Origin of the sequence: Flavobacterium sp. SH_e (genome assembly GCF_025717045.1) — a bacterium.
In the GTDB taxonomy this organism is placed as follows: Bacteria; Bacteroidota; Bacteroidia; order Flavobacteriales; family Flavobacteriaceae; genus Flavobacterium.
Window position 1 is genome coordinate 872,374 of record NZ_JAOVZN010000006.1, and the last position, 21,858, is coordinate 894,231.

At 33.2% G+C, this 21,858-nt stretch carries 15 protein-coding genes; 13 read left to right on the top strand and 2 right to left on the bottom strand.

What is annotated here, in order from left to right; translation table 11 throughout:
• Positions 1-12: 12 nt before the first annotated feature.
• The 11 genes from OD917_RS14615 to OD917_RS14665 all read left to right on the top strand — a co-directional run bounded on the left by OD917_RS14615 (position 13) and on the right by OD917_RS14665 (position 17,992).
• Positions 13-804 carry a hypothetical protein gene (locus OD917_RS14615; protein WP_263524177.1) on the top strand — a complete coding sequence of 264 codons (792 nt, stop codon included), beginning with the start codon at positions 13-15 and terminating at the stop codon, positions 802-804.
• A gap of 1,163 nt (positions 805-1,967) precedes the next feature.
• Complete coding sequence (locus tag OD917_RS14620; RefSeq protein ID WP_263524178.1) at positions 1,968-5,090, top strand: SusC/RagA family TonB-linked outer membrane protein; 3,123 nt, start codon at positions 1,968-1,970, stop codon at positions 5,088-5,090.
• An 11-nt stretch (positions 5,091-5,101) separates the two neighbouring features.
• Complete coding sequence (locus tag OD917_RS14625; protein WP_263524179.1) at positions 5,102-6,610, top strand: RagB/SusD family nutrient uptake outer membrane protein; 1,509 nt, start codon at positions 5,102-5,104, stop codon at positions 6,608-6,610.
• A 19-nt stretch (positions 6,611-6,629) separates the two neighbouring features.
• Entirely contained in the window at positions 6,630-7,514 is an 885-nt protein-coding gene (locus OD917_RS14630) for a hypothetical protein (RefSeq protein ID WP_263524180.1), read from the top strand.
• A 156-nt stretch (positions 7,515-7,670) separates the two neighbouring features.
• Entirely contained in the window at positions 7,671-9,125 is a 1,455-nt protein-coding gene (locus OD917_RS14635) for a glycoside hydrolase family 30 protein (protein ID WP_263524181.1), read from the top strand.
• Positions 9,126-9,217: 92 nt separating this feature from the next.
• Positions 9,218-10,687, top strand: a complete 1,470-nt coding sequence (locus OD917_RS14640; RefSeq protein ID WP_263524182.1) for a glycoside hydrolase family 30 protein — start codon at positions 9,218-9,220, stop codon at positions 10,685-10,687.
• A gap of 26 nt (positions 10,688-10,713) precedes the next feature.
• The gene (locus OD917_RS14645) at positions 10,714-12,186 is read left to right on the top strand and encodes a glycoside hydrolase family 30 protein (RefSeq protein ID WP_263524183.1); all 1,473 of its coding nucleotides are present in this window, start codon (positions 10,714-10,716) and stop codon (positions 12,184-12,186) included.
• Positions 12,187-12,337: 151 nt separating this feature from the next.
• Positions 12,338-13,414 (top strand): glycoside hydrolase family 16 protein, encoded by a 1,077-nt coding sequence (locus OD917_RS14650; protein WP_263524184.1) that lies wholly within the window; start codon positions 12,338-12,340, stop codon positions 13,412-13,414.
• 71 nt (positions 13,415-13,485) lie between these two features.
• Complete coding sequence (locus tag OD917_RS14655; protein ID WP_263524185.1) at positions 13,486-14,325, top strand: endonuclease/exonuclease/phosphatase family protein; 840 nt, start codon at positions 13,486-13,488, stop codon at positions 14,323-14,325.
• A gap of 1 nt (position 14,326) precedes the next feature.
• A complete protein-coding gene (locus OD917_RS14660) occupies positions 14,327-15,751 on the top strand; it encodes a glycoside hydrolase family 30 protein (RefSeq protein WP_263524186.1) in 1,425 nt (474 codons plus the stop codon).
• Between the two features lie 12 nt (positions 15,752-15,763).
• A complete protein-coding gene (locus OD917_RS14665; RefSeq protein WP_263524187.1) occupies positions 15,764-17,992 on the top strand; it encodes a glycoside hydrolase family 3 N-terminal domain-containing protein in 2,229 nt (742 codons plus the stop codon).
• A 45-nt stretch (positions 17,993-18,037) separates the two neighbouring features.
• On the opposite strand, the gene OD917_RS14670 is transcribed toward OD917_RS14665, so the two are convergent.
• On the bottom strand, positions 18,038-20,059 hold the full coding sequence (locus OD917_RS14670; RefSeq protein ID WP_263524188.1) for a hypothetical protein: 2,022 nt from the start codon (positions 20,057-20,059) through the stop codon (positions 18,038-18,040).
• 151 nt (positions 20,060-20,210) lie between these two features.
• Complete coding sequence (locus tag OD917_RS14675; RefSeq protein WP_111288115.1) at positions 20,211-20,468, bottom strand: hypothetical protein; 258 nt, start codon at positions 20,466-20,468, stop codon at positions 20,211-20,213.
• Between the two features lie 288 nt (positions 20,469-20,756).
• On the opposite strand from OD917_RS14675, the gene OD917_RS14680 reads away from it, so the two are divergent.
• Together OD917_RS14680 and OD917_RS14685 are read left to right on the top strand one after the other, a co-directional pair.
• Positions 20,757-21,512, top strand: a complete 756-nt coding sequence (locus OD917_RS14680; protein ID WP_263524189.1) for an NUDIX hydrolase — start codon at positions 20,757-20,759, stop codon at positions 21,510-21,512.
• 25 nt (positions 21,513-21,537) lie between these two features.
• Positions 21,538-21,858 carry an MmcQ/YjbR family DNA-binding protein gene (locus OD917_RS14685; RefSeq protein WP_263524190.1) on the top strand — a complete coding sequence of 107 codons (321 nt, stop codon included), beginning with the start codon at positions 21,538-21,540 and terminating at the stop codon, positions 21,856-21,858.

Below are 21,858 nucleotides of genomic sequence, written 5' to 3' on the forward strand. Positions count from 1 at the left end.
ATATAGATAAATATGAAAATCAATAAAATATTATATCTTCTTTTGGCTCTTTTTACGTTGACTTTTTCAGCATGTGACCCAATAGTAGATGAACAGCATTTAACGAATTCTACTGACGTTGCTGGAGTTGAATTAGTAGCTACTCAAAGTACGCCAGGTGGAAATAAGATCACTCTTAATATGACAACTCCAGGCGTGACTGGATATTGGGATTATGGTTTAGATAAAGCGCTAACAAATGAAGTAACGTTTGTTTATCCTATTCCAGGGAAAGCGACATTTACTTTTGTCGGAACTCTAGGTGCTGAATTTTTTACTAAGACGATTGATGTTCAAATTGATCAGTTAGATACTCCTTTAGAGCAAGACTGGTATGATTTAGTTGGAACTAATACGGCAGCTGGTAAAACGTGGGTTTTTGATGGTACGCAAGGTTCTGGAAGATTCTGGTGGTTTATGTCTCCAAATGGAAGTGCTGAAAGTGCTATGACAGCTTGGTGGAATGCTGGAGATTGTTGTGCTCCAAGTGATGCACTTGGAAAAATGCATTTTGATCTAGATGGAGCAGCAAATTACAACCATTATGAAACAGCAAGTGCTACACCGACAAAAGGAAGCTTTAAACTGGATATCAAAAATAAACAGTTGACTATCATAAATTCAAAAATGTTAGGTTCAGCTGCAGGAAATGCTGATGGTGTTTATACTATCGTAAGTCTTGAAGAAGACAAAATGATTCTTTATTTAAGTAATAGTGAAACATATGGAACAGGTTGGACATTTGTTTTCAAACCTGAAGAATAATATTTCATGTTAGTTATTTTCGAAAAAGGAAGATTAAAAAATTCCTTTTTCGAATTTTCAAACATTATATAGTTCATTAATGAATGAATTGTATAGAAGATTTAAACTATGGTTAGTTTAAGTTAAGTTTATTGCCTGGGTAGCCCGTAATTTCGATTACGGGCTATTTTTTTTGCTTAAATAGTGACTTTTCTCGGTATTAGACTGTTTTCATGCGCAAATGATATTTTAACTCTTTGGGTTTCTTTTAATCAAATAAGATTTAATTGTGGTAATTGATGTATTTCAAGGCTTGTATGAGTCTTTAAATCAATTATTAAAGGCGCTATGATATTAACATTGACCAAGTTTATTTATTGCTTTAAGGCTTTATAAAAGCTAAATTCTAGCCTATATTTCAAGAAAAAGCTATTTTGTTTTTTTTTATCGAAGTATTAGAAAGAGCTTACTCTTATAATAAATTAGATTAAATGACTATCCTTATTTTTTGCGACCTCTAGCAAGCAGATCAGCTCTAAGATTTATTATTTGATAGCTCATCTATTTAATCAGTGCAATAAAAAAATAACTGCATGATAATGATTAATTAAACTTCTTTTTAGACATAAAAAAATCATTTTTAAACTCCTTGCCAATTTTTAGGCATTTTTTGCGCAAAATTCAGCTTTTTCTCTGTTTTTATCAATTCAATCTCTTTGATTTTTTTGTTTTTTATAGGTTAAAACTTACACAATCCTAAAATGTAAGTTTTTATTTATATAAAAAAATTATTGATAATGTAAAAAAAGTAACGGAAAAATATCATATTCTTTATTTTTCTATTCTTACAAATCTTTAGAGTCTCTTTGTTGTAATTGTTTAAAAAATAAGTATTTATGAGCATTTTTAGTTACTACCACGTTGTAGTTTGAAAATTATTTAACAAGACAGACTCTGTTTTATTTAATGTAGTGTTTATTTTTAAAATTAACTTTTCTTTAGTACTACTATTTGTTTTTTTATTTATTTAAAAATCAATTATTTATGTAAAATTTGATGTGTTTTTATAATATTAAAAATTTTAATTTGATGTGTTTTTGTAATGATTTATAACTACCAAAAATGAAAATTTAGTTTTAGTATTGCATCAAATTACTAATTAATTAACCAAAATTTTTAGAAAAATGAAATTAACAAAATTACTTGTTTTTTGTATTTCATCTCTGTTATTCTCGGTTATAGCTGTGGCTCAGGATGTCACAGTAAATGGAATAATAAATGATGAAAGTGGAATGCCTGTTCCAGGCGCAACTGTTTTATTAAAAGGTACTACGAAATCGACAGCGTCAGACTTTGACGGGAAATTTCAAATACAAGTGCCATCAAATGGAACTTTAACAGTTACATTCATTGGTTATACTACAGTAACTGAAGCTGTAAATGGCAGAACAAAAATCTCAATTCAATTAAAACCAGAATCACAATCTTTAAATGAGGTTGTAGTTGTTGGATACGGTACTCAAAAGAAATCTGTTGTAACTGGAGCAATTTCTAGTGTAAAAGCATCAGATTTAGAAGATCTACCAATAACAAGAGTAGAACAATCTCTTCAAGGTAGAGTTTCTGGGGTTACTATCGCAGCAAATGCAGGACAACCTGGATCTTCTTCTACAATACGAGTAAGGGGTATTACTTCTTTTGGTAACAATGAGCCTTTATGGGTTGTTGACGGTGTAATTGTTGACTCAGGAGGAATTGGTTATTTGAATCAGTCAGATATTGCTTCTATGGAGGTTTTAAAAGATGCAGCGTCTCAAGCGATCTATGGTGCTAGAGCAGCAGCTGGGGTTATCCTTATCACAACTAAAAAAGGTAAATCTGGAAAAATGAGTGTAAACTATAATGGGTACACTGGATTTTCTGCAGCAGCAAGAAAACTTGATTTGTTAAATGCTACTGAGTACGCAACTATAATGAATGAAAGATATGCAAATGGTTATACAGATACTACTAAACCTTACGATCTTCCATACAAAAATGTTTCTTCTTATGGAGCGGGAACAGATTGGCAAAAAGAGATTTTTAACAATAATGCCCAAAGAACAGGTCATGAGTTAAGTTTATCTGGAGGGAATGATGTTTCTACGTTCTATGTTTCTTTTGGTTTATTGGATCAAGAAGGTATTGTAGCTACTCCAATTTCTAACTACAATAGAAAAAACATCCGTTTAAACTCAACACACAAAATTGTAAAAGGTTTAACTTTTGGACAGACTTTAGGATATTCTCACGAGAAAAATGTTGGAATCGGAAATACCAACAACGAATATGGTGGGCCTTTAAGCTCAGCAATCAATTTAGATCCAATTACACCGGCTATTGTTACTGATCCAGCTGTTGCAAATCAATCGCCATATACTCTGGATTATGTTTTAAGAGATCCAAATGGAAATCCTTATGGAATTTCTCAAAAGGTAGTTCAGGAAATGAGTAACCCTTTAGCATACATTCAAACTAGATTAGGTAATTATGGTTGGTCAGATAATTTTGTAGGTAATGCTTACTTAGAAATAGAAGCAATTAAAGGTTTAAAATTTAGAACTACATTAGGGGGTAAATTGTCATATTGGGGCTCAGAAAGTTTTACTCCACAATATTATTTTAACTCTTCTACTATTAATGCAAAAAATAATTTGAGTAGAAATAATAATAAAGGTTTTGGATGGAACATTGAAAATACGGTTTCATATGCAAAGCAAATTGCCGATCATAACTTTTCAGTTTTAGTAGGACAAGGAGCTTATGTAGATAATATCACATCTGGATCTACAGTAACTTATTTTAATATTCCGTACACTAATTTTGATGATGCAACTTTCCCGAACGATCATCCACAGGACGATATTACTGCTTCAGCTTACAATGGTTATGAGCATAAAGTAACTTCATTATTTGCAAGAGCGAATTATGATTACAAAGAGAAATATTTATTTACAGGTATTGTACGTCGTGATGGTTCTTCTCGTTTTGGTCAAAATTACAAATATGGAACTTTCCCTTCATTCTCATTAGGATGGGTACCAACTAAAGAAAACTTCTGGCCAGAAAATAAGGTAGTAACGCAATTAAAGTTTAGAGGTGGATATGGAATTACAGGTAGTGATGCTATTGGAGATTTCAAATACTTAGCAACTATTGGTTCAGGAAGAAATTATACTATTGGCAATCAAGGTTCAGTAGTTGTTGGTAATAGTCCAAATGCACCTGCGAATCCAGATTTGAAATGGGAAGAAACTAGCCAAGCAAACGTTGCTTTTGATATTACTTTCTTCAATGACTTATCATTAACGACAGATTTTTATATTAAAAAATCTACAGGTATTTTACAGGATATTGACTTGCCTGGTCACGTTGGTAGTACTGGTAGACCTTCTGCAAACATTGCTGATATGCAAAACAAAGGGGTTGATCTAGAACTTTCTTACCGTAAAAAAATTGGTAAAGTTGGTCTAAGCTTAAGCGGAAATATTTCTTATCTAGAAAATGAAGTAACTAATTTAGGAAAAGATATCCAGTTCATTTCTGGAGATGCTTCTTTCCAAAATATGGGCGCAGTAACAAGAACTCAAGTAGGACAATCTTACAACTCTTTTTATGGATATAAAACACAAGGAATTTTTCAAAATCAAGCAGAAATTAATGCTTACACAAATGCTTCAGGCGGTTTAATCCAACCAGGAGCAAGACCTGGAGATTTCAGATGGCAAGATCTTAATGGAGATGGAAAAATTTCAGATGATGATAAAACTTTCATCGGAAGCCCACTTCCAAAATACACATACGGTTTCACAGTTAATTTAGATTATAAAAACTTTGATTTGTTAATCTTTACTCAAGGAGCAATTGGAAACAAAATTTTCCAAGGATTACGTCGTCTAGATATTACAGATGCTAACTACCAAACTTCTGCTTTAGGTCGTTGGACAGGTGAAGGATCAACTAATTCATACCCAATTTTATCAACTGTTGATGACAATAAAAACTTCTCAAACCCATCAGATTTCTATTTAGAAGATGGTGATTACTGGAGAATCAAAACAATTCAAATTGGTTATAACCTTCCAAGTGATGTTGTTTCAAAAGCAGGTCTTTCAAAAACAAGACTTTATTTGACTGGAGAAAATTTATTAACATTTACAAAATACTCTGGATATGATCCTGAGATTGGAGGAGGAGTTTTTGGTATCGATAAAGGATATTATCCACAAGCTAGAACTGTAATGGTAGGGGTTAATTTACAATTTTAAAATTAAGAATCATGAAAATTAAAAATATAAGATATTCATTCATCGCCGCTGGATTGTTACTTCTAGGCTCTTCTTGTGGTGAAGATTTTTTAACAGTTGAGCCAAAAGGGCTTCCGTTAGTAGATAATTATTATAAAGATGAATCAGAAGCTTTTTCTGCGCTGGTTGCTGTTTATGATATTATGGGTAAACAATCTAAAGGTTTTGAAAACATGATTACTATGCTAAATGCTGGTTCAGATGATTTCTACGCTGGAGGTGGTGGACCTGGTGATGGTGCTGGTATACACGCTTTTGATAACTATAAATTGGACAAAATAAATATGCCAAGAAGTTATTGGGGTGATTTTTTTCAAGGAATTGCTAGAGCAAACATTCTATTGGTAAAATTACCAGATGTAGATATGTCTGATGCTAAAAAAGCACGTTTTGCAGCGGAAGCAAAAGCTTTGAGGGGATATTTCTATTTCGAATTAGTAAGAACATTTAAAAACTTACCTTTAATTCTGACTCCAATTTCGCCAGCGGAAGGGTATAAAGTTACTCAAGTTGCTCCAGAAGAAATTTATGCACAGATAGAAAAAGACTTAATAGAAGCAAAAGCAGTACTTCCTAGTAAAGTTGATGTTCCAACAGAAGGTGGTCGTCTTTCAAAAGGAGCAGTGCAAGCACTATTAGGTAAAGTTTATTTGTACGAAGGTAAAAACTCATTAGCAGCTGCTGAATTTGCAGATGTAAATGGTACGCCTGGAGGAACTAGCATGTATGGTTACAAGTTGTTGACTAAATTCTCAGATTTATGGGTAATAAGTAACAAATTTAACTCAGAAGCTATTATCGAAATCATGCATACAGATAAAAGTAATGCCGATTGGGGATTCTGGGGCGGTGGAGCTGACGAAGGAAACTCTGTAAATATCATGGTTGGTCCAAGAGGATATGAAAGAAAAGATTTAACATTAGCAGATTATATCTCAGGATGGAGTTTTAATCCGGTAACTCAAAGTTTATATGATGCCTTAAAAGGAGATCCGCGTTTCGAATCTACAATTTTTGATCTGCGTGCTCTGGTTGCAGCAGATAAAGCAAAGTATGCACCAGGTGATCAGGATACAGGATATTTCTTAAAGAAATTTATGCCTTTAAACTCAGATACATCTGATGGCGGAGGAGCAACAGCTTTAAATTACAAACAAGATACTTATGCAATTCGTCTAGCAGATACTTATTTAATGGAAGCAGAAGCATTAGGAGGAACTGGAGCTAGGGCGCAAGCTTTATTAGATGCAGTAAGAGCTAGAGTAGGATTGGCTTCTGTGCCAGTTTCATTAGATGCAATTGCTAATGAAAGAAGATTAGAATTGGCTGGTGAAGGACACCGTTGGTTCGACTTAGTTAGAACTGGAAAAGCTGCAACTGTTCTTGCTAGTAGCGGATTTGTTGCTGGTAAAAATGAAGTTTGGCCAATTCCACAAAAAGACTTAGAGAATACTCAGTTAGTTCAAAATCCTAATTACTAATTAGTTAATACAATATCATATGAAAATAAATTTAATAAAAAGACAAGGTTTTTTAGCATTGTTTTTTATGGCAGCAGTATTAAGTTTAACTAGCTGTCAGCCTGAAGATTCCTTTGTTAATAATGGATTAACTGATGATAATGTCGATGCTTCTTTTACAGTTACACCTGTTGAAGGAAAAGTAAATACCTATAAGTTAGTGGCTCAACCAAAAGGAGTTTCAAAATCATTATGGGATACAGGAGCTGGTACTTATGCAGGTAAAATGGAAGAAGAAATTTCTTTACCGGATGCAGGAACTTACACAATTGTACATACAGCAATTGGGACAGGAGGTGCTACGGCTACTGCATCACAAGATGTTGTAGTTGCTACATCAGATCCATTAAAAGGAAATTTAGTGCAAGGTGGTACTTTTGCAACTGCCGAAGATCAAGCAAAATGGACAGTGTTAAATCTTAGTGCTACAGGAGCGGCATTTTGGTCATTTGCTAATAATAGTGCAACTATCCACTCTCCAGGAGGATGGGCACAAGAAGGAATCTATCAAGCAATTGATGTTGTAAAAGACAAAGAATATACAATAGATATGAAAGTTTCTTCTACTAGTGGTTCTGATGAAACTTGGTTTGAAGTTTACGCTGGTAAATCAGTTCCACAATCTGGAGTTGAATACAAAGACAATAAAGTTATGGGATTAAGTACTTGGGATGGTTGTGCGAAATCAGGATTCTCAGGAATGCTTTCTGTAGTTGGATGTGTTAAAAACGACAAAACAGGAACAGTTTCAAATGTGGTTAAATTCACAGAAACAGGAAAAATCTATCTACTTATCCGTTCTGGTGGTAACAATTTTACAAAAGATGGAATCACAGTTACAAAAGTTGAGTTCCGAGGAAAATAAAAAGTTAAGTTAAGTTTAAGTTTAAGTTTGGTTGTAAATAGCCCATAATCAATATGAGTATGGGCTATTTTTTAAATTCTTTAAAAGATAATAGAAAAAATCAGTTTTAGATTTCTCCAAAACTTCAATTAAAAAAACGATAATAATTGGAAGCAAATGAAAAAAAATAGTCTAAAAATTTTATGCCTTTTGTTTTCCGCTGCAGCTTTTGCACAACAGCCAAAAACAAAAAAAGAATTTACAACCAGCGGTAAAAAAATCACCGTTTATACTACTGCAGAAAATACGAAGTTAAGATTAACAACTACAGATAATTTGACTTTTTCTGCGGCAAAACAGCCATTAGAAACAGAAACTTCTGTTTTTGTAGAACCTTCAAAAAAGTTTCAAACTTTTATGGGAATTGGCGGAGCTATTACAGATGCGAGCGCCGAAATATTTGCTAAACTTTCAAAAGAAAAACAGGCAGAGTTTTTAAATGCTTACTACGATCAACAAAAAGGTATTGGCTATTCTTTGCTAAGAACAACAATTCAAAGTTCTGATTTTAGCAGTGGAAGTTATTCTTATATCGAAGAAGGCGACAAAGATCTGAAGACTTTTTCTATTGATCATGATAGACAATATCGTATTCCTTTAATAAAGCAAGCCATTCAGAAAGCTGGAGGAAAGCTTACAACTTATGTTGCGCCTTGGTCTCCAAATGCTTTCATGAAAAGTAATAAAAATGTTTTGAAGGGAGGAACTTTACTTCCTGAATACTATCAGACTTGGGCAAATTTCTACGTGAAGTTTATTAAAGCCTATGAAAAAGAAGGAATTCCAATTTGGGGAACTTCAACTCAAAATGAACCAATGGCGATACAAACTTGGGAATCTTGTGTCTATACAGCTGAAGCCGAAAGAGATTTCATTAAAAATTATCTAGGGCCAACTTTGAAAAAAGAAAAACTGGGAGACAAAAAAATCGTCGTTTGGGATCACAATCGTGATTTAATGAACTACCGTGCAAATGTAATTTACTCAGATCCAGAAGCATCAAAATATGTTTGGGGAATGGGATTTCACTGGTACGAAACTTGGTCAGGAGGTGCGCCAATGTTTGATAACGTAGCGAAAGTTAATGAAGCTTATCCAGACAAAAAACTGATGTTCACAGAAGGCTGTATCGAAAAATTTGATGCATCAAAATATCAATTTTGGGGTAATGCAGAACGCTACGGAATCAATATGATACACGATTTCAATAACGGAACGGTTGCTTGGACAGATTGGAATATTCTATTGGATCAAAATGGAGGGCCAAACCATGTTGGAAATTTCTGCTTTGCGCCAATTCATGCAGACACGACAACAGGTGAGCTAATTTATACACCTTCATATTATTACATTGGACACTTTTCTAAATTTATTCATTTAAATGCAGTAAGAGTGAGCACTGCGGTAAGCAGAAGCGCTTTATTAAGTACTTCTTTCCTAAATGCTGATGGAACTATGGCAACTATTGTTATGAATCAATCAGGAAATGAACTTACCTATAATTTGATTATTGGAGCTGAAAAAGCGGAAGTGAAAATTCCACCGAGAGCTATACAAACGCTTGTTTATTAATATTTTGTAGTAAGATAAGAAGAGGACTAATTTGAATCATCCATATTAGTCTTCTCTTATTTTTTAATTTAAAAACTATTTTTTAAAACAACATGAAAGTTACGACTCAAATAATTCTATCAGCCTTTATACTAATGCAATTAAGCTGTTTTACCTCAAAAATAACAGCTCAAAAAAGCAATGCCTCTTCGCAAAAAAATAATAAAATAAAGGTTTTTACTACTGCCGAAAATACAAATTGGAAATTATCATTATCAAATGATTTAATTTCAAACAACACTACACGACAAAAGATATCAACAGTATCAATCATTGTAAATACTGATAAAACGGACCAAACTTTTCTTGGAATCGGAGGCGCAATTACAGATGCTAGCGCTGAAGTTTTTGCAAAATTATCTCCTAAAAAACAGCATGAATTCTTAAATGCTTATTACGATAAAAACAAAGGTATTGGTTATACTTTAGCTAGAACAAACATTCACAGTTGTGATTTCAGCAGTGATAGTTATACTTATATTGTAGAAGGAGACAAAGACTTAAAGACTTTTAACATTGATCACGATCGAAAATATAGAATTCCTTTAATCAAAAAAGCAATTAAAACAGCCGGCGGAAAACTGACGTTGTTTGTTAGTCCGTGGAGTCCCCCAGCTTTCATGAAAGACAACAACGATATTTTGCACGGCGGCGTTTTATTGCCTGAATTTGCTCCATCTTGGGCATTGTATTACGCCAAATTCATAAAAGCCTACGAAAAAGAAGGAATTCCTATTTGGGGATTAACAGTGCAGAACGAGCCAATGGCAAGACAAAGCTGGGAATCTTGTATTTATACGCCTGAGGCTGAAAGAGATTTTCTTAAGAATCATCTAGGACCAACTTTAGAAAAAGAAGGATTAGGATCTAAAAATGTAATTATTTGGGATCACAATCGTGGTGATATGCTGACTACAAGAGCAAATCTTGTTTTTTCAGATCCAGAAGTTTCTAAATATGCATGGGGAATTGGATTTCACTGGTATGAAACCTGGAATGGAGGTCCGCCACAATTCGAATCTGTAGCTAAAGTTCATGAAGCATTTCCAAATAAAAATCTGCTTTTTACAGAAGGGTGTATTGAAAAATTTGATGCTTCAAAATATCAATTCTGGGGAAATGCAGAACGTTATGGAACCAATATGATTCATGATTTTAATAATGGAACTGTAGGTTGGACAGACTGGAATATTCTTTTAGATCAAAATGGAGGGCCAAACCATGTTGGTAATTTCTGCTTTGCACCAATCCATGCTGATACAACTAAAGATGAATTAATTTACACTCCAATGTATTATTATATTGGACATTTCTCAAAATTCATTAGACCAAATGCCAAAAGAGTACTGGAAACAATAAGTGACAAATCGTTATTAAGTACTTCTTTTAAAAACTCTGACGGACAATTGATTACTATCGTAATGAATCAATCAGAAAAAGAGATTGTCTATTCTTTAGAAAATCAAACGGCAAAAACAACTATTACAATTCCAGCACACGCTATACAAACTATTGTATACTAATTGTCAACTAACTAAAAACCACAAAAATGAAATTTAATTTAAAAAATACTATAAAAGCATTTTTCTTTATGGCAGCCGTGTTGGCTCAAGTAAAATGCTCTTCTTCAAATGATCCAGTAGAAAACCCTCCGGTAGATCCACCTGTTGTAAACCCACCTGTGGTAGTTACAAACGATGTCGATTTCTGGCTAACAAAAGGCAATCAGAGTGTTTTATTGGTAAAACAAGGAGGAACATTGGGCTTTGGCACAACAGCAAATGCTTATGCTAATATTGAAGTGAATGCATCTCAAAAATATCAGACAATTGATGGTTTCGGATATACTTTAACAGGTGGAAGTGTTGATGTAATAAATCAATTAAATACTACAAGAAGAAGTGCTCTTTTACAAGAATTATTTGGTACTGGTGAAAATTCAATAGGAGTAAGTTACATCAGAATCAGTATTGGAGCATCAGATTTAAATGCTGAACCTTTTACATATGATGATCTTGCAGCAGGTGAAACCGATTTGAATCTGGCTAAATTTAGTTTAGAGAAAGATAGAAATCTAATTACCATGCTAAAAGAAATTTTAGCAATTAATCCTAAGATTTTAATCTTGGCAACTCCTTGGTCAGCTCCAGTTTGGATGAAAGATGTTGCTAGTTTTAAAGGAGGAAAACTTAAAACAGAATATTATGATGTTTACGCTAAATATTTTGTAAAATACATTCAGCAAATGAAAGCCGAAGGAATTACAATTGATGCCATAACGCCTCAAAACGAACCTTTGCATGACGGCAATAATCCAAGTATGTATATGTCTGCAGTAGATCAGGCAAGTTTTATTAAAAATAGTTTAGGGCCTGCATTTAAAACGGCAAATCTAAGCGTAAAAATTATTGCTTACGATCACAATTGCGATAATCCAAATTATCCAAAAGCAATTTTAGCAGACGCAGATGCATTTCCATTTGTTGACGGATCAGCTTTTCATTTGTATGCAGGAGACATTAGTGCTTTAACGAATGTGTATAATTCTTATCCAGCTAAAAATGTATATTTTACAGAACAATGGACTTCTTCAGAAGGTAGTTTTGATGGCGATTTAAAATGGCATCTTCGAAATGTTATCATTGGATCAATGCGAAACTACAGTAAAAATGCATTAGAATGGAATGTAGCAAACAATGCGAATTTTGGACCTCACACAGATGGAGGTTGTACAATGTGTAAAGGAGCTATAACAATTACATCTAGTGATAGTTATCAGCGTAATGTTGCGTATTATATTATTGCTCACGCTTCAAAATTTGTTCCTGCTGGTTCGGTGAGAATTGATAGCAATTCTGGAGGGAATTTGCAAAATGTAGCTTTTGTAACGCCTTCGGGATCTAAAGTTTTGATTGTTGAAAATGATGGATCTGCGACAGAAACTTTCAATATTAAATTCAACGGAAAATGGGCTACAACTTCGTTAGAAGCGGGGTCAGTTGGAACTTATACTTGGAAATAATTGCATAAAATTGACATTAAAAAGATATTTTATTCGATTTGATGAATTCATTGATTCTTGACTTTGTTATTAACAAAAGCAAAAAGTAAAATAAAAAATATCTATATTGATACTCAATTTATTAACTGAAACCACTTAAATTTTAATAACCATGAAAATGATTAATCTTATAAATAGAGCGGGTATTTTTACACTAATCTTACTGTTTGCATTTCAATCTTGCAGCAGCAATAGCGACTCAGGAGATGACACGCCAGTAATTACTGCGCCAACAAATCTTTCTGTTCTAGTTGATGTTGTAGGTAAAACAGCAGAAAATCCAAATGGAGACGGAAGTGGGAAAGTAAAATTAACAATCAGTGCCACTAACGCGACATCATATAAAGTGTTGATTAATAATGAGCTTAAGGAACTTACAGATGGAAATTTAACTTATGAATTTACAGCATCTGGAACTGCAACATATCCTATCATTGTTTCGGCTTATAACGGACTAAAATATGTAAGCAAATCAACTTCTGTAAATATTTTTGTAGCAAGAAAGTTAATCTGGTCAGACGAGTTTAATGTTGATGGAGCACCAGATACTTCAAAATGGGGATACAATACAGGAACTGGCGACGGCTGGGGAAACAACGAACTAGAATATTACACAACACGTTCTGAAAATGTAAAAATTGAAGGTGGTCTTTTGAAAATTACGGCAATCAAAGAAGACTATATGGGAAGTAAATACACTTCTACAAGAATGCTGACAAAAGGCAAATTCTCATTCAAATATGGAAGAGCAGAAGTTCGTGCAAAATTACCTGTTGGTGGCGGAACATGGCCTGCTTTCTGGCTTTTGGGCGATAATATTGATACTGTGGGCTGGCCAGCATGTGGAGAAATAGATATTTTAGAATCTGTTGGAAACAACCCAGATGTAATTCATTCTTCATTGCATTCTCCAGGACGTTCAGGAAACACGCCAGATACGAAGACAACAGTAGCTACAAATTCGGCAACAGAGTTTCATATTTATGCAGCCGAGTGGAGTGCAGAAAACATCAAATTTTATGTAGATGATAACTTATTCTATACTTATAAAAACTCAAGTACAACTCCCTTCAATGAAAAATTCTTCGTTATTCTGAATTTTGCAATGGGAGGAAATTTTGGAGGAGCAGTCGATCCAAACTTTACAAGAGCAACTTACGAAGTGGACTACGTAAGAGTGTATAATTAACATAAGTTTTAAATAGTTTTTAATCTGTAAAGCCACGGAAATACTAGCTTTACAGATTAAAATTTTTAAACATGAAAAAGATAAACAAACTTGTTTTAGCAGTAATGCTGCTTTTGGCTTCAAACTCATTTTTTGGTCAGAATTTAAAAATCATGACTTACAATATCCGTCTGGATGTTGCTTCAGATGGAGAAAATGCTTGGCCAAACCGAAAGGATTATTTTAATTCTCAAATACAATTTTATAGTCCAGATATTTTCGGTGTGCAGGAAGCAACGCCAAATCAAGTTTTAGATATTGCAGCGGCGCAAACCAATTATAATAGATTTGGAATTGGAAGAGAAGAAAATGGAACTGGCGAGGCTTGTACGATTTATTATAAAAAAGATCGTTTTAAAGTAGAACAATCCAATACTTTTTGGCTTTCAGAAACACCAAATGTAGTTTCAAGAGGTTGGGATGCGGCTTGCAACAGAGTTTGTACATACGGACTTTTTAAAGATTTAAAAACTAAAAAATCATTTTGGGTTTTCAACTTGCATTTGGATCACATGGGTGAAGAAGCAAGAATGAAAGGTGTTCAGCTTGCTCTTTCTAAAATGAAAGAATTAAACACTAAAAATTATCCTGCTTTTTTAATGGGTGATTTTAACTCAGAACCAAATACAGCTCAAATTGCTGAAATCAAAAAAGTAATGGATGATACCAAAGATGTTTCAAAAGAAAAACCTTTTGGACCTTCAGGAACTTTCAACGATTTCAAACACAATGAACCCGTAACATTATTATTAGACTACATTTTTATATCAAAAAATAGTGGACTGAACATACAAAAACATGCAGTGTTAAGTGATTCTAAAGATTTAAAATATCCATCAGATCATTTGCCTGTTTTAATAGAAATAGATTAAAATGAAAAACATCAACAAAAAACTTCAAATCCTAGTTTTATTGCCTCTTATTGCAATGCAATTCAACTGCGGATCTTCAACAAATGCTTCAAAAAATACAGGAAAAGTAGCATCTTGGATTACCACAACAGATGAAACTTCTAAACTTAAACAACAGCCTGAGTTAGTTTTTACTTCAGAAACAAATTCAAATCAAACTATTGAAGTAAATCCTTCAGAAAAATTCCAAACTATTGAAGGTTTCGGATTTTCATTAACAGGAGGAAGTGCTCAAGCCATTAAAAAACTAGATAAACTAAAAAGAGAAGCTTTACTTCAGGAATTGTTTTCTAGAAAAAATGATGCAATTGGTTTAAGTTATTTAAGAATAAGTATTGGAGCATCTGATTTGAATGAAAAAGTTTTTTCGTATGATGATATGCCAGAAGGACAAACCGATTTAAAATTGGAACATTTCAATCTTGGACCAGATTTAGACGATGTAATTCCGGTTTTAAAAGAGATTTTAGCTATAAATCCTAAAATTAAAATAATGGGTTCTCCATGGTCGCCTCCAGTTTGGATGAAAGACAACGGAAGTTCAAAAGGCGGAAGTTTACAGCCAAAATATTACCAAGTTTATGCTGAATATTTTGTGAAATACATTCAAGCAATGAAATCGCACGGAATTGTAATTGATGCAATTACGCCGCAAAACGAACCTTTACATCCAGGAAACAATCCTAGTTTGTTAATGTTGGCAGAACAGCAAGCAGATTTTATCGGAAATCATTTAGGTCCCGCTTTCGCGAAAGCAGGAATCAAAACCAAAATTATTGTTTACGATCATAACTGTAACAAACCTGAATATCCTTTGACGATTTTAAGGGATCCAAAAGCAAATCCATTTGTTACTGGATCAGCTTTTCACTTATATGAAGGAGATATTAGTGCGTTATCAACAGTTCATAATGCTTTTCCAAATAAAGATTTGTATTTTACCGAACAATACACAGGAACAGGAACTAATTTTGAAACTGACTTGAAATGGAGTGTGAAAAATGTAGTAATTGGTTCAATGCGTAACTGGAGTAAAAATGCACTTTCTTGGGGATTAGCAAATGATGAGTTTTACAAACCTTTCACACCAGGAGGATGTTCAACTTGTAAAGGAGCCTTGATGATTGATCAAAATCAAAACATCAAACGAGAAGTAGGATATTATATTATCGGACACGCTTCTAAATTTGTTCCAGAAGGCTCTGTAAGAATCGGAAGCAATATTGTAGGAAATCTATACAATGTTTCTTTCAAAACTCCGTTAGGACAAATTGTTCTAATTGTAGAAAATGATGGAACTTCAACAGAAACTTTTAATATTAAATACAACCAAAAACAAACTTCAACCTCACTAAACGCAGGTGCAGTTGCAACTTACGTTTGGTAAAAATTTAAACTTATGAAAAAAGTAACCACAATTACGCTGTTTATGCTATCGCTTTTTGCGTCGGCGCAACAGCAGACAATAGATCAGAAAGTCGATGATCTGTTGAAAAAAATGACAATTGAAGAAAAAATCGGTCAGTTAAATCAATATACTGGCGATAATCAAGCAACTGGTCCAATTACTATAAACCCAAATAAACAAGCTGAAATAAAAGCAGGTTTAATTGGTTCGATGCTTAATGTTATTGGAACAAAATATACAAGAGGATACCAAGAATTGGCGATGCAGTCAAGACTTAAAATACCATTGCTATTTGGCCAAGATGTTATTCATGGTTACAAAACGACTTTTCCGCTTCCGTTAGCAGAAGCAGCGAGCTGGGATTTAGAAGCAATCGAATTAGCAGCGAGAGTTGCAGCTACTGAAGCTTCGGCAAGTGGTATTCACTGGACATTTGCGCCAATGGTTGATATTGGTCGTGATCCACGTTGGGGACGTGTAATGGAAGGCGCTGGAGAAGATACTTATTTAGGTTCTAAAATTGCTTATGCAAGAGTAAAAGGTTTTCAAGGAAATAAATTGGGAGATTTAAACTCAGTTATGGCCTGCGTAAAACACTTTGCAGCTTATGGAGCAGGAGTTGGCGGAAGAGATTATAACTCAGTAGATATGAGCGAAAGAATGCTTTTGGAAACGTATCTGCCTCCATTTAAAGCCGCTTTAGATGCTGGTGCAGCAACATTCATGAATTCATTCAATGATATTAACGGAATTCCAGCAACAGGAAATGCACATTTACAAAGAGATATCTTAAAAGGAAAATGGAACTTTCAAGGTTTTGTAGTTTCAGACTGGGGATCAATTGGGGAAATGGTAGCACACGGTTATTCTAAAGATCTTAAAGAAGCGGCATATTCAGCAATTACTGCAGGAAGCGATATGGATATGGAAAGTAATGCATACCGTAAGAATTTAGCAGAGTTAGTAAAAGAAGGCAGAGTTTCTATAGATTTAGTTGATGATGCAGTTAGACGTATTCTTCGCAAGAAATTTGAATTAGGTTTATTTGATGATCCTTACAGATATTCGGATGAAAAACGTGCTGAAAAAGCATTAAGCAATCCAGAGCATAGAAAAGCAGCTCTTGAAGTAGCGCAAAAAAGTATCGTTTTATTAAAGAATGAAAACAAGACTTTACCGATTTCAAAAAGCGTAAAAACGATTGCTTTTATTGGTCCAATGGTAAAAGAATACAAAGAAAACATGGGATTCTGGTCTGTAGAACTTCCAGAAGTTGATTACAATAAATGGATTGTTTCACAATGGGACGGTTTACAAAATAAAGTGGGTAAAAACACTAAATTATTGTACGCAAAAGGATGTGAAATAGAAGGAACAAATAAAGATGGTTTTGCAGAAGCAGTTGCAACAGCAAAACAAGCAGACGTTGTTATTTTGAGTATTGGTGAAAGACGCGATATGAGTGGTGAAGCAAAAAGCCGTAGTGATCTTCATTTGCCAGGTGTTCAGGAAGACTTAGTAAAAGCAATTCAAGCAACAGGAAAACCAGTTGTAGTTTTAATTAATGCAGGAAGACCTTTGGTTTTCAATTGGACAGCAGACAATGTTCCAGCAATTTTATACACTTGGTGGTTAGGAACAGAAGCAGGAAATGCAATTGCAAACGTATTATTTGGAGATTACAATCCGTCTGGAAAATTACCAATGACTTTCCCAAGAGAAGTAGGACAAATTCCAATTTATTACAATCACTTCAGCACAGGAAGACCGGCTAAAGATGAAAACGCAACAAACTATGTTTCAGCTTATATCGACTTGAAAAACTCTCCAAAATTTCCTTTTGGATACGGATTAAGTTATACAACATTTGATTATTCAGGTTTGAAATTATCTTCAACAAAAATAAAAAGCAACGAAACAATTAAAGTTTCTTTCCAATTAAAAAACACTGGAAAAATAGCTGGAGATGAAGTAGTTCAGTTGTACTTGAAAGATAAATTTGGATCTGTTGTAAGACCAGTTTTAGAATTGAAAGATTTCCAAAAAGTGAAATTAAATGCAGGAGAATCAAAAACAATCGAATTTACAATTGACAAAGAGAAACTTTCTTTCTACAATAATAAATTAGAATGGGGTACTGAACCAGGAGATTTCGAAGTAATGATTGGAACTTCATCAGCAGATATCAAATTAAGATCTGATTTTGAATTAGTAAATTGAATAAAAAAGCGGGATTTTAAAATCCCGCTTTTTTTTATGTCAAATTTATTTAAGACGTTTCTTGAAACTGTATTTCAGCATATTCAGTAAACCTTCTTCTATAATGTCAATTCCAATTCCAAAATTACTATCGGCAACTTCGTGGTGTGCATTTCTAAAATCTTCAAAATCTTCACTTGGAATTTCTAAATTGATCAACGGTTTATAATCGACATATATAGAAGCGCCATTTTTGGTTACTTTTTTGCGGCTTGTATAATCAAAATAAGGATTCGTAATAGTACTTTCCTGAATAGTATATTTCTCCTGAGTATCTATTTTTTGATCTGTCGATAAGTTGATTTCATATTTTTCGTTATCAAAATTATGCCAGAAAGAAAGGTCATTATGCATAAAATCGCGTGCAGCATTTTTGACTACATTTCGATCAAAATACATTAAAAAACGGTTTTTCTCAGCATCAGTAAAATATGGATTTTCAATTGAAGTGTTGTACATAATCGTAAACTCATTCAGCTTTTTATCATCGCTTACAATTTCAATCGACGCATCTTTGAAAATAGTTCTAATATCGGTTCCATTTCTATCATTTGAATAATTTGAGGTATAAAACAAGAAATTATTCCAGCTGTCAATGATTTCTCTTTTATTCGTGTTTTTAAAATACTTACGCATATAATTGGCACGATTTCCTTTGTAAGTAGTAACCAATTTTAGCTGACCTAAATTATTTTGAGCGCTAAAATCTACTTTTTCATTTATTCCGTAGTAAGGAAATTTATAAGGCTTTTTAATCTGCAATTCCTGATTTGGTTTTACTTCCAGATAATGCATAAAATAAATGTAACCACGGTTTTCTAATAACCCAAATTCATCTCTTGAAGTAGCATCAACAAAATAGGTTTCATCTTTGTAATTGATTTTTACAATAACGTGATTAAAAGTCAATAACGATGGAAGGTAATATTTAATATAATGATCCGAATTGAAGTTAACCAAAACTACAGAAGAATCAACATTAATATAATCTAAAACAACTTTTAGTAAAACCGATTTTGCTTTACAGTCTCCCTGTTTATTTTCATAAGTTACGGATGGCTCTTGTGGCTTGTGGCCGTTCATTTCATCTGCATTATATATATAGTAAACATGGTTCTGCACGTAATCAATTGCAAATTGTAATTTTTCGTCTTGATCTGCAATTGCATCCAACTTTTCTACAAGTTTTGGAGCAAATTCGGTTAAAGATGATTTACTGTATATTTCTTCGTAAAGAGGAGAAATGTAATTAGATAAATCAATCCAGTTACGATCTGTTGCAAAATCAATGAAAGGAGCAATTTCTCTGTTTATATCAAAAGAGTTAATGTAATTTTCTTTTTCAATTACAAATTGTTCACCTTTTCTCAAGAAATTCAATTCTGGTTCTAAAACATTTCCTTCTTCATCTCTAAAAAATGTCTTTTTGTATACAATCGCTTCCTTTCTATCGTTGATAAAAGAAAACTTGTAACTTCCATAAGCCCAGTAAGTGCTTGGCGTTACGTATACATACTTAAGAAACTCTTTTCGCATAAAATCACGATCAGTAAAAACCTTTGTTCGTGAATCTTCTGTAATTAAAACATCATAAAGACGTAAATCCTTAATGGTAATATTTACTTTTTTATTGCTGCTTAAAATACCACCTTCACTTTGATTTTCGCTATCTAAAACCTTTATTTTAGTATCTGGAATTTTATCAATCAAAACGCCGTCTCTCAAAACACTGATTCTATGTATAACATAAGTCTCGTTTTCTTCTACAACAACATCTCTTACTGAGGCGCTTTCAAGATTTGCAGGTTCGTTTAGAGTATAAGCGACACAAGCATATTCGCTATTTTCAGTATCGCTTGTGTAGTAGATTTTATCTAAAAAGTAACAGAAATCGCGTCCTTCATCAACCTGCTTATTTGAAAAATCCGACTCTTTTATGTATTCAATAAGCTGATCATCATTAATTGTAGGGGCCCAGTTTTCTGGTTTCTGAATTTTGTAACTTTCTGATTCAATGATATTTTCCATGATTCTTTCTATAGGTGTATATTCTTACTTTTGGAATGGCTAAAATAACTAATAAATAATCATTTTCTTTCATGCAAGTGTAAAATTTATAATAAAAAAACCTCACCGAAGTGAGGCAGGCATTATAAATTACTAAAAATGTGTAAGGTATTTATTTTAAAACAGTATTTACAAAATCCATAGCACCAATTCCTTTGTATGAAGCATACAATGCTTTTTCAAAAGCTTCTTGTTTTGCCTTTTTATTTTTTACATCGGTATCAACAATCATTTCATTGAAAATCCTTTCCTGTTCTTCGCTATATTTTAAAGAAGCTTCTAAAAGATATGTTTTAGAAACAAACCCGAATGAAGACCAGATTTTGGTTCTAATTTTTTTGTTGATACTTTTTAACGGATTGGCATTCATAACTTCTACGTTTAACTTTCAATATTTATTTTGAAGAAAAAACAAGATTTATAGCAGTGTTTCTTCTGGATTTCGATTAGAATTTAACAATCCGAATCGTTAATGTGTTATTATGACGCAATGTAATTATTTTTTTTAAATTTGAACTTTAAATTTAAGTTAAAATTGTGATTTACACACTTTTGTTTTGAATGAAAATTTGATCCCTATTTTTTCAAAAATGCTTCAGATTTGTAAAAATGAAGTAAATTGCAGAGTTATTAAAAGAAAGTATTTATACCGTATTCAATGTTAAAAGACATTATAGATAATAACGAAAATTACCAGCCTGGACTTTCTATAGATTGCGTCATTTTTGGCTTTCATGATAATCAGCTCAAAGTTTTATTAATCAAAGTAGAACGTGCCAATAAATGGTCCTTGCCCGGTGGTTTTATTCCTGTGGATCAAGATATAGATACAGCCGCGATTACGGTATTGAATAGCAGAACTGGTGTTGATGGAGTTTTTTTAAGACAATTTGCCACCTTTGGAAAAGTAGATCGTAACAAACAGCATTTTGATAAAAAAATATTGGAATACCTACAAATTGAAGAAGCAAAAGGGAAATGGCTTATGCGCCGTTTTGTAACGATTGGATATTATGCTTTGGTAGATTTTTCAAAAATTCTTCCAAATCCAATAGGTAGATATGAAATAGTAGAATGGATTGATCATAAAGAAGTGCCAGAACTTATTTTAGATCACAGAGAAATTTTGGATAAAGCATTGGATACTTTACGAACCGAATTGAATTTAATGCCAATAGGTTACAATTTATTACCAGAGAAATTTACAATTCCGGAATTGCAGAAATTATACGAAACAATTTTGGACAAAAAATTAGACCGTAGAAATTTTTTACGTAAAATCACTAATATCGGAATTCTTACCAAACTTGACGAAAAGAAAAGCAACGTAGCGCACAAAGCTCCAAATTTGTATTCTTTTGATAAAGAAAAATACGATGAGGTGCTCAAAAATGGACTGAATCAAGGTTGGTAAAAAGTAATCTTTAAAAATGACGATTATGGTTTCAATTGAAGAATTTAGAAAATTAGCAATGTCATTTCCAGATGCAGCCGAAGAACCTCATTTTGAGAAAACTTCCTTTCGAATAAAAAAGAAGATTTTTGCAACTTTTGACGAAAAAAATAATCGTGCCGTTTTGAAGTTAAACGAAATAGATCAATCGGTTTTTTGTTCGTCAAGCGAAAAAATTTTCTATGAAGTTCCAAATAAATGGGGAAAACAAGGCTGGACAATTGTCGAACTTTCAAGAGCAAGACCCGAAATGTTTGAAGACGCTTTAATACGTTCGTATGAAAATGTCGCTCCCAAAAAGAAGTAA

Excerpts from the sequence above, each read along its gene's own strand:
- OD917_RS14650 (WP_263524184.1), top strand. The coding sequence starts at position 12,338 with ATGAAAATGATTAATCTTATAAATAGAGCGGGTATTTTTACACTAATC.
- OD917_RS14615 (WP_263524177.1), top strand. The coding sequence starts at position 13 with ATGAAAATCAATAAAATATTATATCTTCTTTTGGCTCTTTTTACGTTG.
- OD917_RS14685 (WP_263524190.1), top strand. The coding sequence starts at position 21,538 with ATGGTTTCAATTGAAGAATTTAGAAAATTAGCAATGTCATTTCCAGAT.
- OD917_RS14680 (WP_263524189.1), top strand. The coding sequence starts at position 20,757 with ATGTTAAAAGACATTATAGATAATAACGAAAATTACCAGCCTGGACTT.
- OD917_RS14620 (WP_263524178.1), top strand. The coding sequence starts at position 1,968 with ATGAAATTAACAAAATTACTTGTTTTTTGTATTTCATCTCTGTTATTC.
- OD917_RS14655 (WP_263524185.1), top strand. The coding sequence starts at position 13,486 with ATGAAAAAGATAAACAAACTTGTTTTAGCAGTAATGCTGCTTTTGGCT.
- OD917_RS14675 (WP_111288115.1), bottom strand. The coding sequence starts at position 20,468 with ATGAATGCCAATCCGTTAAAAAGTATCAACAAAAAAATTAGAACCAAA.
- OD917_RS14645 (WP_263524183.1), top strand. The coding sequence starts at position 10,714 with ATGAAATTTAATTTAAAAAATACTATAAAAGCATTTTTCTTTATGGCA.
- OD917_RS14630 (WP_263524180.1), top strand. The coding sequence starts at position 6,630 with ATGAAAATAAATTTAATAAAAAGACAAGGTTTTTTAGCATTGTTTTTT.
- OD917_RS14640 (WP_263524182.1), top strand. The coding sequence starts at position 9,218 with ATGAAAGTTACGACTCAAATAATTCTATCAGCCTTTATACTAATGCAA.
- OD917_RS14670 (WP_263524188.1), bottom strand. The coding sequence starts at position 20,059 with ATGGAAAATATCATTGAATCAGAAAGTTACAAAATTCAGAAACCAGAA.
- OD917_RS14625 (WP_263524179.1), top strand. The coding sequence starts at position 5,102 with ATGAAAATTAAAAATATAAGATATTCATTCATCGCCGCTGGATTGTTA.
- OD917_RS14660 (WP_263524186.1), top strand. The coding sequence starts at position 14,327 with ATGAAAAACATCAACAAAAAACTTCAAATCCTAGTTTTATTGCCTCTT.
- OD917_RS14665 (WP_263524187.1), top strand. The coding sequence starts at position 15,764 with ATGAAAAAAGTAACCACAATTACGCTGTTTATGCTATCGCTTTTTGCG.
- OD917_RS14635 (WP_263524181.1), top strand. The coding sequence starts at position 7,671 with ATGAAAAAAAATAGTCTAAAAATTTTATGCCTTTTGTTTTCCGCTGCA.